Here is a 15,575-nt window from a genome sequence, read left to right on the forward strand (position 1 = left end):
AGGCGTTGAGATGGTCATGCCTGGCGACAACGTCAAGCTGGTCGTCACTCTGATCGCTCCGATCGCCATGGAAGATGGCCTGCGCTTCGCGATTCGCGAAGGCGGCCGTACCGTTGGTGCCGGCGTGGTTGCCAAGATTATTGCTTAATTAGCATTTGATCTTGAACTGTCGGGCCGGTACTATTGCCGGCTCGACTGCGATTACAGGCCAGTAGCTCAATTGGCAGAGCGGCGGTCTCCAAAACCGCAGGTTGGGGGTTCGATTCCCTCCTGGCCTGCCAGATTTCATTTTCTGGCTACCAAAACAGGATTTAATGATTCATGAGCACCAAGGCTGAGCTTTACGACGACCGCCTAGATATACCCAAGTGGATTGTCGTGGCCATAATTGTTGTCGCCGGCGTTTATGGTAATCATTATTTTGCCGCAGAGCCTGTTTTGTATCGTGCCCTGGCACTGGTTGTGCTGGGTTTGGTTGCAGGCTATGTAGCGCTGCAGACATCCAAAGGCAAGGCTTTTTGGGCGCTCTTGAAAGAAGCGCGCATCGAAATTCGCAAGGTGGTTTGGCCAACCCGTCCGGAAACGACTCAGACAACCCTTATTGTAGTAGCGGTTGTATTGGTGATGGCCCTGCTTTTATGGGGGCTGGATACCTTGCTGGGTTGGATCATTTCTCAGTTCATTGGTTAAGGGTGATCCGTGTCTAAGCGTTGGTACGTAGTGCATGCCTTTTCAGGCTATGAAAAGCACGTCATGCGCTCACTTCAGGAGCGTATCAAGCTGGCCGGGATGGAAGATCTGTTCGGCGAGATTCTTGTGCCCACTGAAGAAGTGGTGGAAATGCGCAATGGTCAGAAGCGCAAGAGCGAGCGTAAGTTCTTCCCCGGATACGTTCTGGTCCAGATGGAAATGAACGAAGGCAGCTGGCACCTGGTGAAAGATACCACTCGCGTGCTTGGTTTTATTGGTGGCACGGCGGACAAGCCGGCCCCGATTACCGACAAGGAAGCGGATATCATTCTGCGCCGTGTTGCTGAGGGTACTGATAAGCCCAAGCCCAAGACGTTGTTCGAGCCGGGTGAAGTGGTTCGGGTTACCGACGGTCCTTTCGCCGACTTCAATGGTGTGGTGGAAGAAGTTAATTACGAGAAGAGCCGTGTTCAGGTGGCTGTTCTGATTTTTGGTCGTCCTACCCCAGTCGAGCTCGAGTTCGGCCAGGTAGAAAAGGGCTGATAGCCCACGTCCTCCTGAACCCTGCGACGCCAATGGCGTCGCGGGGTTTTGTTGTCAGTGTGATGTGTTGAACCGGGGAGCCGCAAGGCGCTACTACCCAACGGAGATAGAAACATGGCTAAGAAGATTAATGCTTATATCAAGCTGCAGGTAAAGGCTGGTCAAGCTAACCCGAGTCCGCCGGTAGGCCCGGCTCTGGGTCAGCATGGCGTGAACATCATGGAATTCTGCAAGGCGTTCAACGCCAAGACCCAGGGCATGGAGCCCGGTCTGCCGACTCCCGTGATCATCACTGTTTACAGCGACCGCAGCTTCACGTTTGAAACCAAGAGTACTCCGGCCGCTATTCTGCTGCTGAAGGCTGCTGGTCTGAAAGGCGGCTCTGCTCGCCCGAACACCCAGAAGGTAGGCACTGTTACCCGTGCTCAACTGGAAGAGATCGCCACTATCAAGAAGGCGGATCTGACAGCTGCCGACATGGACGCCTCTGTGCGTACCATCGCCGGTTCCGCGCGTAGCATGGGCCTTACTGTGGAGGGTGTGTAAATGGCTAAGTTGAGCAAGCGTCAGAAGGCAATCAACGAGAAAGTGCAGGCAAACAAGGCGTATGCCTTTGAAGACGCCGCCTCTCTGTTGGCCGAAGTTTCCAGCGTCAAGTTTGTCGAGTCCATTGATGTGTCCGTCAACCTCGGCGTTGATCCGCGTAAATCGGACCAGGTTGTCCGTGGTGCCACTCTGCTTCCGCATGGCACAGGCAAGACCGTTCGCGTAGCCGTGTTCACCCAGGGCGCCAACGCCGAAGCTGCGCTGGCCGCCGGTGCTGATCGGGTAGGTATGGATGATCTGGCAGCCGAAATGAAGGCAGGCGATCTGAACTATGACGTGGTTATTGCTTCTCCTGATGCAATGCGCGTTGTTGGTCAGCTGGGTCAGCTGTTGGGTCCCCGTGGCCTGATGCCTAACCCCAAGGTCGGCACTGTTGCTGCAGACGTTGGTACAGCTGTGAAGAATGCCAAGGCGGGTCAGGTACGCTACCGTACGGACAAAAACGGTATCATTCACTGCTCGGTTGGCAAGGTCGGTTTTGACGCTGTCAAACTGAAGGAAAACGTTGAAGCCCTTATCAATGACCTGAAGAAGGCCAAGCCTTCCACGTCCAAGGGTATCTATCTGCAGCGCGTAACCCTGAGCACCACCATGGGCCCAGGTCTGCAGATCGACCACGCTTCCCTGACTATCTGATTTAATGGCGCTTCGTCCGATATCGGATGGAGCGCTACCTTTTGGGGTCCCTGCCATCGCGGGGGCTATCCAAGACCGTAGGTGGCGCAAGCCTCAAACAGGGGAATTTATTCTCCCAGCCTACGCAGATGGTGCTCCCGATTCAGTGCAGGCTGGATCAGACACCAAGACATGTCGCCTTCGGGCGATCAATGGTAAATCCAGGAGTAAAACCCGTGGCAATTAAGCTCGAAGACAAGAAAGCCATCGTCGCTGAAGTCAACGAAGCTGCCAAAGGTGCGCTCTCTGCTGTTGTGGCTGATGCCCGCGGCGTGAGTGTTGCTGCTATGACTGGTCTGCGCAGAGATGCGCGTGATGCCGGTGTGACCGTACGCGTTGTACGTAACACATTGATGCGTCGCGCTGTTGAAGGTACTCAATACGAGTGTCTCAACGACGTCTTTACAGGTCCGACTCTTATTGCCTTTTCCCATGAACATCCCGGTGCTGCTGCCCGCTTGTTCAAGGATTTCGCCAAGAGTCAGAGCGCATTCGAGATCAAGGCCGCAGCCTTTGAAGGCAACTTCCTTGCAGCTTCACAGATCGACATTCTGGCAACGCTGCCGACTTACGACGAGGCTATCAGCCAGCTGATGAGCGTGATTCAAGGCGCTACCAGCAAGTTCGTTCGTACCTTGGCCGCTGTTCGCGATCAGAAGGAAGCCGAAGCCGCCTGATAGGTGCTTCACGCTTGTTCTGCCGCACACCCTATTTTGACGGTTTCCGGACCGTCCACCAATACAGGAATTTGAGTCATGGCTCTGACCAACGAAGATATCATCAACGCCGTTTCCGAAATGTCAGTTATGCAGGTTGTTGAACTGATCCAGGCAATGGAAGAGAAGTTTGGCGTTTCCGCTGCTGCTGCCGCTGGCCCGGCTGCTGGCCCGGCTGCTGCCGCAGAAGAAGAACAGACCGAGTTCAACGTTGTTCTGACCGAAACTGGTGAGAAGAAAGTAAACGTGATCAAGGCTGTGCGTGAACTGACCGGCCTGGGCCTGAAAGAAGCCAAGGCACTGGTTGATGGCGCTCCTGGCACCATCAAGGAAGGCGTTTCCAAGGATGAGGCAGAAGCTGCCAAGAAGACCCTGGAAGAAGCCGGCGCCAAGGTTGAGCTCAAGTAAGCTTGCGCGACCTTGTGTCGACAGTCTGATTTAACGGTCAGATTGATGGCTGGTGGCCTGTGTGCCACCGGCCTTTTTCCGTTCTGGTGAGCTTCTGTGAAGCAACTGGCGGAAAGGCACCCCGAGGGGTGAGCAAGGCGTAGGCTTTGCAAGCATTTTCTGGCCTTCCCCGCAGGGGAGGGCCAATCAAGCAGGTGACCAAGCTGGGGAACGCTGATGGCTTACTCATATACTGAGAAAAAACGTATCCGCAAGGACTTTGGCAAACTGCCGCATGTGATGGATGTGCCCTATCTGCTGGCGATTCAGCTGGATTCCTATCGGGAATTCCTGCAGTCGGACATGCCGAAGGAGCAGGTTCGTGATATCGGTCTGCATGCGGCCTTCAAATCTGTGTTCCCCATTATCAGCTACTCCGGTAATGCGGCACTCGAATATGTCGGTTATCGTCTGGGCGATCCCGCCTTCGACGTCAAAGAATGTGTCTCTCGCGGCGTGACCTATGCGGTCCCGCTGCGCGTGAAAGTGCGCCTGATTATTTTTGATCGCGAGTCTTCCAACAAGGCGATCAAGGACATCAAGGAGCAGGAAGTCTATATGGGGGAAATCCCCCTGATGACCGAGAACGGTACCTTCGTGATCAATGGTACCGAGCGCGTCATCGTGTCCCAGCTGCACCGCAGCCCGGGTGTGTTCTTCGACCACGACCGTGGCAAGACGCACAGCTCCGGCAAGCTGCTGTATTCGGCCCGCGTGATTCCTTACCGTGGTTCGTGGCTGGACTTTGAGTTCGATCCCAAGGACGCGGTCTTTGTCCGTATCGACCGTCGCCGCAAGCTGCCTGCTTCCGTGCTGCTGCGCGCCCTGGGTTATCAGACCGACGAAATACTGGATATCTTCTACGACACCAACGTGTTCGAAGTGAAGGGTGAGAATCTCCAGCTTGAGCTCGTACCCCAGCGCCTGCGCGGCGAGATCGCCACCTTTGACATCCAGGATGACAAGGGCAAGGTCATCGTCGAGAAAGGCCGTCGTATTACGGCTCGACACATCAATCAGCTTGAAAAAGCCGGTATTGACAGCCTGGAAGTGCCCTTCGATTACATTCTGGGCCGCACCATCGCCAAGCCTGTCGTGCACCCCGCCACTGGCGAGGTTATTGTCGAGTGCAACATCGAAATCACAGCAGATCTGGTGGCCAAGCTGCAGAAGGCCGAAATCAAGCGCCTCGAGACGCTGTACACCAACGATATCGACTGTGGTCCGTTCATCTCTGACACGCTGCGCATCGACGGCACCACCACGCAGCTGGAAGCGCTGGTAGAAATCTACCGCATGATGCGTCCCGGCGAGCCGCCGACCAAGGATGCCGCTGAGACCCTGTTCGGCAACCTGTTCTTCAGCACTGATCGTTACGATCTCTCGGCTGTTGGTCGTATGAAGTTCAACCGCCGTATTGGCCGCGACGAGATCGAAGGCGCCGGCGTGCTGAGCAAGGAAGACATCATCGAAGTCCTCAAGACTCTGGTGAACATCCGTAACGGCAAGGGCGTGGTCGACGACATCGATCACCTGGGTAACCGCCGTGTACGTTCGGTTGGCGAGATGGCCGAGAACCAATTCCGTGTTGGCCTGGTACGCGTTGAGCGTGCGGTCAAGGAACGTTTGTCGATGGCCGAAAGCGAAGGCCTGATGCCGCAGGATCTGATCAATGCCAAGCCGGTTGCGGCGGCAGTGAAGGAGTTCTTCGGTTCCAGCCAGCTGTCCCAGTTTATGGACCAGAACAACCCGTTGTCGGAAATTACCCACAAGCGCCGTGTTTCGGCGCTTGGGCCGGGCGGTCTGACACGTGAGCGTGCCGGTTTCGAAGTGCGTGACGTACACCCGACCCACTACGGTCGCGTATGTCCGATCGAAACGCCGGAAGGTCCGAACATCGGTCTGATCAACTCGCTGGCGACCTATGCCCGTACCAACAAGTACGGCTTCCTGGAAAGCCCGTACCGCCGTGTACGCGACGCCCAGGTGACCGACGAGATCATCTTCCTGTCAGCGATCGAAGAATCCGATCACGTCATCGCCCAGGCAAGCGCCAAGGTTGAAGACGGCAAGCTGACCGATGATCTGGTGGCCGTGCGTCACCAGAACGAATTTACTGTCAAGGCGCCGCACGAAGTAACGCTGATGGACGTATCGCCACGCCAGGTAGTATCGGTGGCGGCATCGTTGATTCCGTTTCTTGAGCACGACGACGCCAACCGCGCCCTGATGGGTTCGAACATGCAGCGTCAGGCCGTTCCCACCCTGCGTGCCGAGAAGCCGCTGGTCGGTACCGGCATGGAGCGCAACGTGGCTCGCGACTCCGGCGTCTGTGTGACCGCGCGCCGTGGCGGTGTGATCGATTCCGTCGATGCCAGCCGTATCGTTGTGCGCGTTGCTGACGACGAGATTGAAGCCGGTGAAGCGGGTGTCGACATCTATGCGATGACCAAATACACCCGTTCCAACCAGAACACCTGTATTAACCAACGTCCGCTGGTGAAGAAGGGTGATGTGATCGTGCGCAATGACATCCTCGCCGACGGTTCCTCCGTCGACATGGGTGAGCTGGCTCTTGGCCAGAACATGCGCGTCGCGTTCATGCCCTGGAACGGTTACAACTTCGAAGACTCGATTCTGGTCTCCGAGCGTGTGGTGCAGGAAGATCGCTTCACCACAATTCATATCCAGGAACTGACCTGTGTGTCCCGGGACACCAAGCTGGGGCCGGAAGAAATCACCTCCGACATCCCCAACGTGGGTGAGTCGGCACTGGGTAAGCTGGACGAGGCCGGTGTGGTCTACGTTGGCGCCGAAGTCGGCCCTGGCGACATCCTGGTCGGTAAGGTTACGCCCAAGGGTGAAACCCAGCTGACGCCTGAGGAGAAGCTCTTGCGAGCCATCTTCGGCGAGAAGGCTTCGGATGTTAAGGACACTTCCCTGCGCGTGCCAACTGGCACCAAAGGTACTGTCATTGACGTCCAGGTCTTCATCCGTGACGGCGTCGAGCGCGATTCCCGCGCCCTGGCGATCGAGAAAGAACAGCTAGACGAGATCCGCAAGGATCTGCAGGAAGAGTTCCGTATTGTCGAAGTGGCTACATTCGAGCGTCTGCGCTCGGCACTGGTGGGTCAGTCCGTTGAAGGCGGTGCTGGTCTGAAGAAAGGCGCCAAGCTGACAGACGAAGCGCTGGACGGTATCGAGCATGGCCAGTGGTTCAAGCTGCGCATGAGCGAAGACAGCCTGAACGAGCAGTTGGAAATGGCGCAGGCCTATCTCTCTGATCGTCGCAAGGTGCTGGACGACAAGTTCGAAGACAAGAAGCGCAAGCTGCAGCAGGGCGATGACCTGGCTCCGGGTGTACTCAAGATCGTCAAGGTCTACCTGGCAATCAAGCGTCGCATCCAGCCTGGTGACAAGATGGCGGGTCGTCATGGTAACAAGGGTGTCATCTCGGTCATCATGCCGATCGAGGACATGCCCCACGACGAATACGGCACGCCAGTGGATATCGTATTGAACCCGCTGGGCGTACCTTCGCGGATGAACGTCGGCCAGATCCTCGAAACCCACCTGGGCCTCGCGGCCAAAGGACTGGGTGAGAAGATCAACCGGATGCTGGAAGATCAGCGCAAGGTTGCCGAGCTGCGTGAGTTCCTCGATGAGATCTATAACAAGGTCGGCGGCCGCCAGGAAAAACTGGAAGAGCTGAGCGATCAGGAAATCATCGAGCTGGCAAACAACCTGCGTGGTGGCGTACCCATGGCGACGGCCGTCTTTGACGGTGCCAAGGAGCACGAAATCAAGCATATGTTGCGTCTGGCAGACTTGCCCGATACCGGTCAGATGAAGCTGATCGACGGCCGTACCGGTAACAGCTTTGATCGTCCGGTGACTGTCGGCTATATGTACATGCTGAAACTGAACCACCTGGTCGATGACAAGATGCACGCCCGTTCCACCGGTTCGTACAGTCTGGTAACCCAGCAGCCGTTGGGTGGTAAGGCGCAGTTTGGTGGTCAGCGTTTCGGTGAGATGGAGGTCTGGGCCCTGGAAGCATATGGCGCAGCCTACACATTGCAGGAGATGTTGACTGTGAAGTCGGACGACGTGAACGGCCGTACCAAGATGTACAAGAACATCGTGGACGGTGATCACCGGATGGAGGCGGGCATGCCTGAATCCTTCAACGTGTTGATCAAGGAAATCCGTTCGCTGGGTATCGATATCGAACTGGAATCCGAGTAACCACCAACTGCCCATGTCTCGGGCGGACCTGTTCCGCCCTTGAGACACTGCGAGGAGTATAGGCCTTGAAAGATCTACTGAACCTGCTTAAGTCCCAGGGACAGATCGAAGAGTTCGATTCGCTGCGAATCGGCTTGGCGTCACCGGAGATGATCCGGTCCTGGTCATATGGCGAAGTCAAAAAGCCGGAAACCATCAATTACCGTACGTTCAAGCCTGAGCGTGACGGCCTTTTCTGCGCCAAGATCTTTGGCCCGGTGAAGGATTACGAGTGCCTGTGCGGTAAGTACAAGCGCCTCAAGCACCGTGGTGTGATCTGCGAGAAGTGCGGCGTGGAAGTGGCTCTGGCCAAGGTCCGTCGCGAGCGCATGGGCCACATCGAGCTGGCCTCGCCGGTCGCTCACATCTGGTTCCTGAAATCGCTGCCTTCGCGGATCGGTCTGCTGCTGGACATGACCCTGCGCGATATCGAGCGCGTGCTGTATTTCGAATCCTACCTGGTCATCGAGCCGGGTATGACGACCCTGGAAAAGGGCCAGTTGCTCAACGATGAGCAGTATTTCGAAGCGCTGGAAGAGTTCGGTGACGACTTCGACGCCCGCATGGGTGCCGAGGCGATCTTCGAGCTGCTGACTCATATGGACCTGGTCCACGAGATTGCCGTGCTGCGTGAAGAGATTCCGCAGACCACCTCGGAAACCAAGATCAAGAAGTTGTCCAAGCGCTTGAAGCTGATGGAAGCGTTCCACGGCTCGGGGAACAAGCCCGAGTGGATGGTCATGACCGTTTTGCCTGTGCTGCCACCGGACCTGCGTCCGCTGGTACCGCTGGACGGCGGCCGGTTCGCGACTTCGGATCTGAACGATCTGTACCGCCGCGTGATCAACCGTAACAACCGCCTCAAGCGTCTGCTCGACCTGTCTGCGCCGGATATCATCGTTCGCAACGAGAAGCGCATGCTGCAGGAGTCGGTTGATGCCCTGCTGGACAACGGCCGTCGCGGCCGTGCCATCACCGGCACTAACAAGCGTCCCCTGAAGTCCCTGGCTGACATGATCAAGGGCAAGCAGGGTCGTTTCCGTCAGAACCTGCTGGGCAAGCGCGTCGATTACTCCGGTCGTTCCGTGATCGTGGTAGGTCCGACCCTGCGTCTGCACCAGTGTGGTCTGCCTAAGAAGATGGCGCTCGAGCTGTTCAAGCCGTTCATTTTCGGCAAGCTTGAGCACCGTGGCCTGGCGACTACCATCAAGGCTGCGAAGAAGATGGTCGAGCGCGAGCTGCCGGAAGTATGGGATATCCTCGCTGACGTGATCCGCGAACACCCCGTACTGCTGAACCGTGCACCGACGCTTCACCGTCTGGGTATCCAGGCGTTCGAGCCGGTTCTGATCGAAGGTAAGGCGATTCAGCTGCACCCGCTGGTCTGTGCCGCCTATAACGCCGACTTCGACGGTGACCAGATGGCCGTACACGTTCCGCTGACCCTCGAGGCCCAGCTGGAAGCGCGTGCACTGATGATGTCGACCAACAACATCCTGTCGCCTGCCTCCGGTGAGCCGATCATCGTGCCGTCGCAGGACGTGGTACTGGGTCTGTATTACATGACCCGTACGCGCATCAACGCCAAGGGCGAGAACATGCGTTTCACCGACGTCAATGAAGTCGAAATGGCCTATCGCAGTGGCCAGGTCGATCTGCATGCGTTGGTCAAGGTGCGCATCAGCGAGACCATCAAGCACAAGGATGAGAGCTGGACTACCGAGAGCCGTATCGTTGATACCACTGTCGGGCGTGCTCTGCTGTATCAGATCCTGCCCAAGGGCCTGCCCTATGAGCTGGTCGATCAGCCTTTGAAGAAGAAGGCGATCTCCAAGCTGATCAACCAGTGTTACCGGGTGGTCGGTCTGAAAGAAACAGTGATCTTTGCTGACCAGCTGATGTATGCCGGTTTTGCCTACTCCACCATTTCCGGTGCTTCGATCGGTGTGAACGACTTTGTCATCCCCGACGAGAAAGCCAGCATCATCGATGCGGCTACCGACGAAGTGAAAGAGATCGAAGATCAGTACGCCTCGGGTCTGGTGACCCAGGGCGAGAAGTACAACAAGGTGATCGACCTGTGGTCCAAGGCCAACGACGAGATCTCCAAGGCGATGATGGACAACCTGAAATCCACCCGCGTGCTGGATCGTGACGGCAAGGAAGTGGAGCAGGAGTCGTTCAACTCGATGTACATGATGGCTGATTCCGGTGCGCGTGGTTCTGCCGCGCAGATCCGTCAGCTGGCCGGTATGCGTGGTCTGATGGCCAAGCCGGATGGCTCGATCATCGAGACGCCGATTACCGCCAACTTCCGTGAAGGTCTGAACGTACTCCAGTACTTCATCTCCACCCACGGTGCCCGTAAGGGTCTGGCTGATACCGCACTGAAGACCGCGAACTCGGGTTACCTGACCCGTCGTCTGGTCGACGTGGCCCAGGATCTGGTCATTACCGAGACCGATTGCGGTACTGATCGCGGTCTGGTCATGGCGCCGCACATTGAAGGCGGTGATATCGTCGAGCCGCTGGGTGAGCGCGTACTGGGTCGTACCATCGCCCGTGACGTGATCAAACCCGGCAGCGATGAAGTCATTGTGCCTGGTGGCACCTTGATCGACGAGAAGTGGGTCGAATTCCTCGAGCTCAACAGCGTCGACGAAGTGATCGTGCGTTCACCGATCAGTTGTGAAACCCGCTATGGCGTATGCCGTACCTGTTACGGACGCGACCTGGCTCGTGGTCACCTGATCAACATCGGTGAGGCAGTGGGTGTTATCGCTGCCCAGTCGATCGGTGAGCCGGGTACCCAGCTGACCATGCGTACGTTCCACATCGGTGGCGCGGCCAGCCGGACTTCGGCGGCCGACAGTGTCCAAGTCAAGAACGGCGGCATTATTCGCTTGCACAACCTGAAGCACGTCGAGCGCGCCGACGGCACTCTGGTGGCGGTATCCCGCTCTGGTGAGCTGGCTGTCGCAGATGAATTCGGTCGTGAGCGCGAGCGCTACAAGCTGCCCTATGGTGCCTTCATCTCGATCAAGGAAGGCGAGAAGGTCAGTGCCGGTCAGGTGGTGGCCAAGTGGGATCCGCACACTCACCCCATCGTTACCGAGATCTCGGGCACCGTGGCCTTCTTCGGAATGGAAGAAAACATCACCATCAAGCGTACTGCTGATGAGCTGACGGGTCTGACCAATCTGGAAGTCATGGATGCCAAGGACCGTCCGGCGGCAGGCAAGGACATCCGTCCGGCCGTGAAGCTGGTCGACGACAATGGCAAGGAACTCTTGCTGCCGGGCACCGACGTGCCTGCCCAGTACTTCCTGCCAGCCAACGCATTGGTCAATCTGTCCGACGGTGTCAAGGTGAACGTGGGTGACGTTGTTGCCCGTATTCCCCAGGAAACATCCAAGACCCGCGACATCACCGGTGGTCTGCCGCGTGTTGCCGACCTGTTCGAAGCGCGTCGTCCGAAGGAGCCTTCCATTCTGGCGGAAATCAGCGGCACGATTTCTTTCGGCAAGGAAACCAAGGGCAAGCGTCGCCTGGTCATTACTCCGACCGATGGCAGCGAGCAGTACGAAGAGCTGATTCCGAAGTGGCGTCACCTGAACGTGTTCGAAGGTGAGCAGGTTACCAAGGGTGAGGTTATCTCCGACGGTCCGAGCAATCCGCACGATATCCTGCGTCTGCTGGGCGTCAGTGCGCTGGCCAAGTACATCGTCAACGAGATTCAGGACGTGTACCGCCTGCAGGGCGTGAAGATCAACGACAAGCACATCGAGGTGACCATTCGCCAGATGTTGCGCAAGGTTGAAATCAGCGACACGGGCGACTCGAACTTCATCAAGGGTGACCAGGTCGAACTGACCCACGCCCTGGAAGAGAACGAGCGTCTGGTTGCCGCGGACAAGTTCCCGGCCAAGTACGAGCACGTGTTGCTGGGTATCACCAAGGCATCGCTGTCGACTGAATCGTTCATTTCCGCGGCTTCCTTCCAGGAAACCACGCGGGTGCTGACCGAAGCGGCGGTTACTGGCAAGAGCGATCATCTGCGCGGCTTGAAAGAGAACGTTGTAGTGGGTCGTCTGATCCCGGCCGGTACCGGTCTGGCCTATCACGCAGAACGCAAGCGTCAGCGTATGGCCGACAAGCCGGCGAAGGTAAGTGCAGTAGAAATCGAGCAGGCGCTGTCCGATGCGTTGAATTCGGGCAATGACTGATTAGGACTGTCGGCGCCCTCGGGCGCCGCTGACCTTGACGAGCGGGGGCGGGCTCTATAGAATTCCGTACCCCTAAAATTGGTGGGGCGCTGTGCCCTGCCATTTTTTATTTAATATGTCTGATAGACATCAGTGGAGTTTTGCTAGATGGCGACAATTAACCAGCTGGTTCGCAAGCCGCGCAAGCGCGTTGCTGAAAAAAGCGACGTGCCAGCGCTGCAGAACTGCCCGCAGCGTCGTGGTGTGTGTACTCGTGTATACACAACTACGCCGAAGAAGCCGAACTCGGCTCTGCGTAAGGTCTGCCGTGTCCGTTTGACCAACGGTTACGAAGTTTCTTCCTACATCGGTGGTGAAGGCCACAACCTCCAGGAGCACAGCGTTGTGCTGATCCGTGGCGGTCGTGTAAAGGATTTGCCTGGTGTGCGTTATCACACTGTTCGCGGTTCGCTGGACACCTCGGGTGTCAAGGATCGTCGTCAGGGCCGTTCCAAGTACGGTACCAAGCGTCCCAAGTAATTTTGAATTCATTTTTCCTGAGTCGATAAGAGTAAGGTCGGGCACCGTCCCGGGCTAACCTGAAGACCGTTTGAGGGCTTATCATGCCAAGACGTCGCGTAGCAGCAAAACGTGAGATCCTGCCAGAACCAAAGTACGGCAGCCAGATTCTCGCCAAGTTCATGAACCACGTAATGGAAAGCGGCAAGAAAGCCGTGGCCGAAAGCATCGTTTATGGTGCCCTGGAGAAGGTCAAGGAGCGTACCAAGACCGAAGATCCAGTCGAGCTGTTCGAGCGCGCGCTCGATGCCATTGCACCACTGGTCGAGGTTAAGTCCCGCCGTGTGGGTGGTGCCACCTATCAGGTTCCGGTTGAAGTGCGTCCCTCCCGTCGCAACGCCCTGGCGATGCGCTGGTTGGTAGATGCGTCCCGTAAGCGTGGCGAGAAGTCCATGGCTCTGCGCCTGGCCGGCGAACTGGTCGATGCTGCTGAAGGTAAGGGTGCAGCAGTCAAGAAGCGTGAAGATGTGCACCGTATGGCTGAAGCCAACAAAGCCTTCTCCCACTATCGCTTCTAAAGACTCAGGAGAATATTTTGTCTCGTGTAACCCCCATTAATCTGTACCGGAATATTGGTATTTGCGCGCACGTTGATGCGGGCAAGACTACTACAACCGAGCGGATTCTTTTTTACACCGGCGTCAACCACAAGATGGGTGAGGTGCACGATGGTGCAGCCACCATGGACTGGATGGCGCAGGAGCAGGAGCGTGGTATTACCATTACTTCTGCTGCTACTACGGCGTTCTGGGAAGGTTCCGAGAAGCAGTACAAGCGTCACCGCGTCAATATCATTGACACTCCCGGTCACGTCGACTTCACCATCGAAGTAGAGCGCTCGTTGCGCGTGCTCGATGGTGCGATCGTGGTGTTTTGTGGCACCTCCGGGGTGGAGCCACAATCCGAGACGGTTTGGCGTCAGGCCAACAAGTATGGCGTGCCGCGTATCGTCTATGTGAACAAGATGGATCGTCAGGGTGCGGATTTCCTGCGCGTTGTCGAGCAGATCAAAAAACGTCTGGGTCACACCCCGGTGCCGATTCAGCTCGCCATCGGCGCTGAGGAAGACTTCGAAGGTCAGATTGACCTGCTGCGCATGAAAGCCATGTACTGGAGCGATGAGGACAGCGGTCTGACCGCTCGCGAGGAAGAGATTCCTGCCGAAATGCTCGAGATGGCGCAGAAGTATCGTGAGCAGATGGTTGAGGCAGCAGCCGAGGCCAACGAAGAGCTGATGAACAAGTATCTGGAAGGCGGTGAGCTGACCGAGGATGAAATCAAGGCTGGGCTGCGTCAGCGCACCCTGGCTTGCGAGATCGTACCTGCGGTCTGCGGTACCTCGTTCAAGAACAAGGGCGTGCCCCTGGTTCTCGACGCGGTCATCGACTACCTCCCTGCTCCTGATCAAGTCGTTGCCATCAAAGGCGCACATCCGGACGACGAAGAACGGCTGGATGAGCGTCATGCCGACGACTCCGAGCCCTTTTCTGCGCTGGCTTTCAAAATTGCCACTGACCCATTCGTGGGCACGCTGACTTTCGTCCGGGTTTACTCCGGTGTCCTTAAGTCAGGCGACGCGGTGCTGAACTCGGTCAAGGGTAAGAAAGAGCGAGTGGGCCGGATGGTGCAGATGCACGCGAACGCCCGGGAAGAGATCAAGGAGGTTCTGGCTGGCGACATCGCAGCGCTGATCGGCATGAAGGACGTCACCACCGGTGACACCTTGTGTTCCCAGGAGCATCCGATCATCCTTGAGCGCATGGAGTTTCCTGAGCCGGTTATTTCGGTGGCAGTAGAGCCGAGGACCAAGGCTGACCAGGAAAAGATGGGTGTGGCACTGGGCAAGCTTGCCCAGGAAGACCCGTCGTTCCGTGTGCGCACTGACGAAGAATCCGGTCAGACCATTATCTCCGGTATGGGTGAGCTGCATCTGGATATTCTGGTCGATCGCATGAAGCGCGAATTCGGCGTCGAGGCCAATATCGGCAAGCCGCAGGTGGCTTACCGTGAAGCGATCCGCAACAAGTGCGAGATCGAAGGCAAGTTTGTGCGCCAGTCAGGCGGTCGGGGCCAGTACGGCCATGTGTGGATACGCTTCGAGCCTTCCGATGAAAGCGAAGAGGGTCTTGTTTTCGTCAACGAGACTGTCGGGGGCTCGGTACCACGCGAATATATTCCGGCTGTACAGAAAGGCATCGATGAGCAGATGAAAAACGGCATTCTTGCCGGCTATCCGCTGCTCAACCTGAAGGCAACCCTGTTCGATGGCTCGTTTCACGACGTCGACTCGAACGAAATGGCATTCAAGATCGCCGCCTCGATGGCCACCAAGCATTTGGCCCAGAAGGGCGGTGCGGTGCTGCTCGAGCCGATGATGAATGTCGAAGTTGTGACACCCGAGGACTACATGGGTGATGTTATGGGCGACCTGAACCGTCGTCGCGGCCTTGTACAAGGTATGGAAGATTCCGTTTCCGGTAAGGTGATCCGCGCTGAGGTTCCGCTTGGTGAGATGTTCGGTTACGCCACGGATGTGCGCTCCATGTCCCAGGGGCGTGCGAGCTACTCCATGGAATTTTCGAAGTACTCCGAGGCACCAACGAACATCGCCGAAGCAATCATCAAGAAGCAAGGCTAACTGAACCCAAGCTAATCAAAGAGGCTATCTACCGTGGCTAAAGAGAAATTTGAACGTAAAAAACCGCACCTTAACGTGGGCACCATCGGTCACGTCGACCATGGCAAGACCACTCTGACAGCGGCACTGACCAAGGTCTGCGCTGAATCCTACGGCGGTTCCGCCCGTGGTTTCGACCAGATCGATAAC

At 57.0% G+C, this 15,575-nt stretch carries 12 protein-coding genes, 1 tRNA gene and 1 pseudogene; all 14 read left to right on the top strand.

The window, feature by feature from the left end:
- Positions 1 to 148: pseudogene (locus ABYA88_RS12320) on the top strand (elongation factor Tu); the annotation flags it as partial.
- A 57-nt stretch (positions 149 to 205) separates the two neighbouring features.
- Positions 206 to 281 (top strand) — tRNA-Trp (locus ABYA88_RS12325).
- A gap of 40 nt (positions 282 to 321) precedes the next feature.
- Positions 322 to 690: a preprotein translocase subunit SecE gene (gene secE / locus ABYA88_RS12330; protein WP_373187631.1), complete on the top strand. Its 369-nt coding sequence runs from the start codon at positions 322 to 324 to the stop codon at positions 688 to 690.
- A 9-nt stretch (positions 691 to 699) separates the two neighbouring features.
- Positions 700 to 1,233, top strand: coding sequence for a transcription termination/antitermination protein NusG (gene nusG / locus ABYA88_RS12335; protein WP_335607802.1), 534 nt, complete (start codon positions 700 to 702; stop codon positions 1,231 to 1,233).
- Between the two features lie 114 nt (positions 1,234 to 1,347).
- A complete protein-coding gene (rplK, locus tag ABYA88_RS12340) occupies positions 1,348 to 1,779 on the top strand; it encodes a 50S ribosomal protein L11 (protein ID WP_373187633.1) in 432 nt (143 codons plus the stop codon).
- Positions 1,780 to 2,475 (top strand): 50S ribosomal protein L1, encoded by a 696-nt coding sequence (rplA, locus tag ABYA88_RS12345; protein WP_373187634.1) that lies wholly within the window; start codon positions 1,780 to 1,782, stop codon positions 2,473 to 2,475.
- Positions 2,476 to 2,690: 215 nt separating this feature from the next.
- Positions 2,691 to 3,191, top strand: a complete 501-nt coding sequence (rplJ, locus tag ABYA88_RS12350) for a 50S ribosomal protein L10 (protein WP_373187635.1) — start codon at positions 2,691 to 2,693, stop codon at positions 3,189 to 3,191.
- A 78-nt stretch (positions 3,192 to 3,269) separates the two neighbouring features.
- Positions 3,270 to 3,638, top strand: coding sequence for a 50S ribosomal protein L7/L12 (gene rplL / locus ABYA88_RS12355; RefSeq protein WP_373187637.1), 369 nt, complete (start codon positions 3,270 to 3,272; stop codon positions 3,636 to 3,638).
- A 216-nt stretch (positions 3,639 to 3,854) separates the two neighbouring features.
- Complete coding sequence (gene rpoB / locus ABYA88_RS12360; RefSeq protein ID WP_373187638.1) at positions 3,855 to 7,925, top strand: DNA-directed RNA polymerase subunit beta; 4,071 nt, start codon at positions 3,855 to 3,857, stop codon at positions 7,923 to 7,925.
- Positions 7,926 to 7,990: 65 nt separating this feature from the next.
- Entirely contained in the window at positions 7,991 to 12,190 is a 4,200-nt protein-coding gene (gene rpoC, locus ABYA88_RS12365; protein WP_373187639.1) for a DNA-directed RNA polymerase subunit beta', read from the top strand.
- A gap of 147 nt (positions 12,191 to 12,337) precedes the next feature.
- Positions 12,338 to 12,709: a 30S ribosomal protein S12 gene (gene rpsL / locus ABYA88_RS12370; RefSeq protein WP_373187641.1), complete on the top strand. Its 372-nt coding sequence runs from the start codon at positions 12,338 to 12,340 to the stop codon at positions 12,707 to 12,709.
- Positions 12,710 to 12,792: 83 nt separating this feature from the next.
- Positions 12,793 to 13,266: a 30S ribosomal protein S7 gene (gene rpsG / locus ABYA88_RS12375; protein ID WP_373187643.1), complete on the top strand. Its 474-nt coding sequence runs from the start codon at positions 12,793 to 12,795 to the stop codon at positions 13,264 to 13,266.
- Between the two features lie 17 nt (positions 13,267 to 13,283).
- Positions 13,284 to 15,386, top strand: a complete 2,103-nt coding sequence (gene fusA / locus ABYA88_RS12380; protein ID WP_373187644.1) for an elongation factor G — start codon at positions 13,284 to 13,286, stop codon at positions 15,384 to 15,386.
- A gap of 33 nt (positions 15,387 to 15,419) precedes the next feature.
- On the top strand, positions 15,420 to 15,575 hold a 156-nt coding region (locus ABYA88_RS12385), incomplete at its 3' end, for a GTP-binding protein (protein ID WP_373187646.1).

Source organism: Halopseudomonas sp. (assembly GCF_041579695.1).
Classification (GTDB): Bacteria; Pseudomonadota; Gammaproteobacteria; order Pseudomonadales; family Pseudomonadaceae; genus Halopseudomonas.

Bases quoted from the DNA above. Each gene is read 5' to 3' on its own strand.
- secE (WP_373187631.1), top strand. From the start codon at position 322: ATGAGCACCAAGGCTGAGCTTTACGACGACCGCCTAGATATACCCAAG.
- rplL (WP_373187637.1), top strand. From the start codon at position 3,270: ATGGCTCTGACCAACGAAGATATCATCAACGCCGTTTCCGAAATGTCA.
- rpoB (WP_373187638.1), top strand. From the start codon at position 3,855: ATGGCTTACTCATATACTGAGAAAAAACGTATCCGCAAGGACTTTGGC.
- rpsL (WP_373187641.1), top strand. From the start codon at position 12,338: ATGGCGACAATTAACCAGCTGGTTCGCAAGCCGCGCAAGCGCGTTGCT.
- rpsG (WP_373187643.1), top strand. From the start codon at position 12,793: ATGCCAAGACGTCGCGTAGCAGCAAAACGTGAGATCCTGCCAGAACCA.
- rplA (WP_373187634.1), top strand. From the start codon at position 1,780: ATGGCTAAGTTGAGCAAGCGTCAGAAGGCAATCAACGAGAAAGTGCAG.
- rplK (WP_373187633.1), top strand. From the start codon at position 1,348: ATGGCTAAGAAGATTAATGCTTATATCAAGCTGCAGGTAAAGGCTGGT.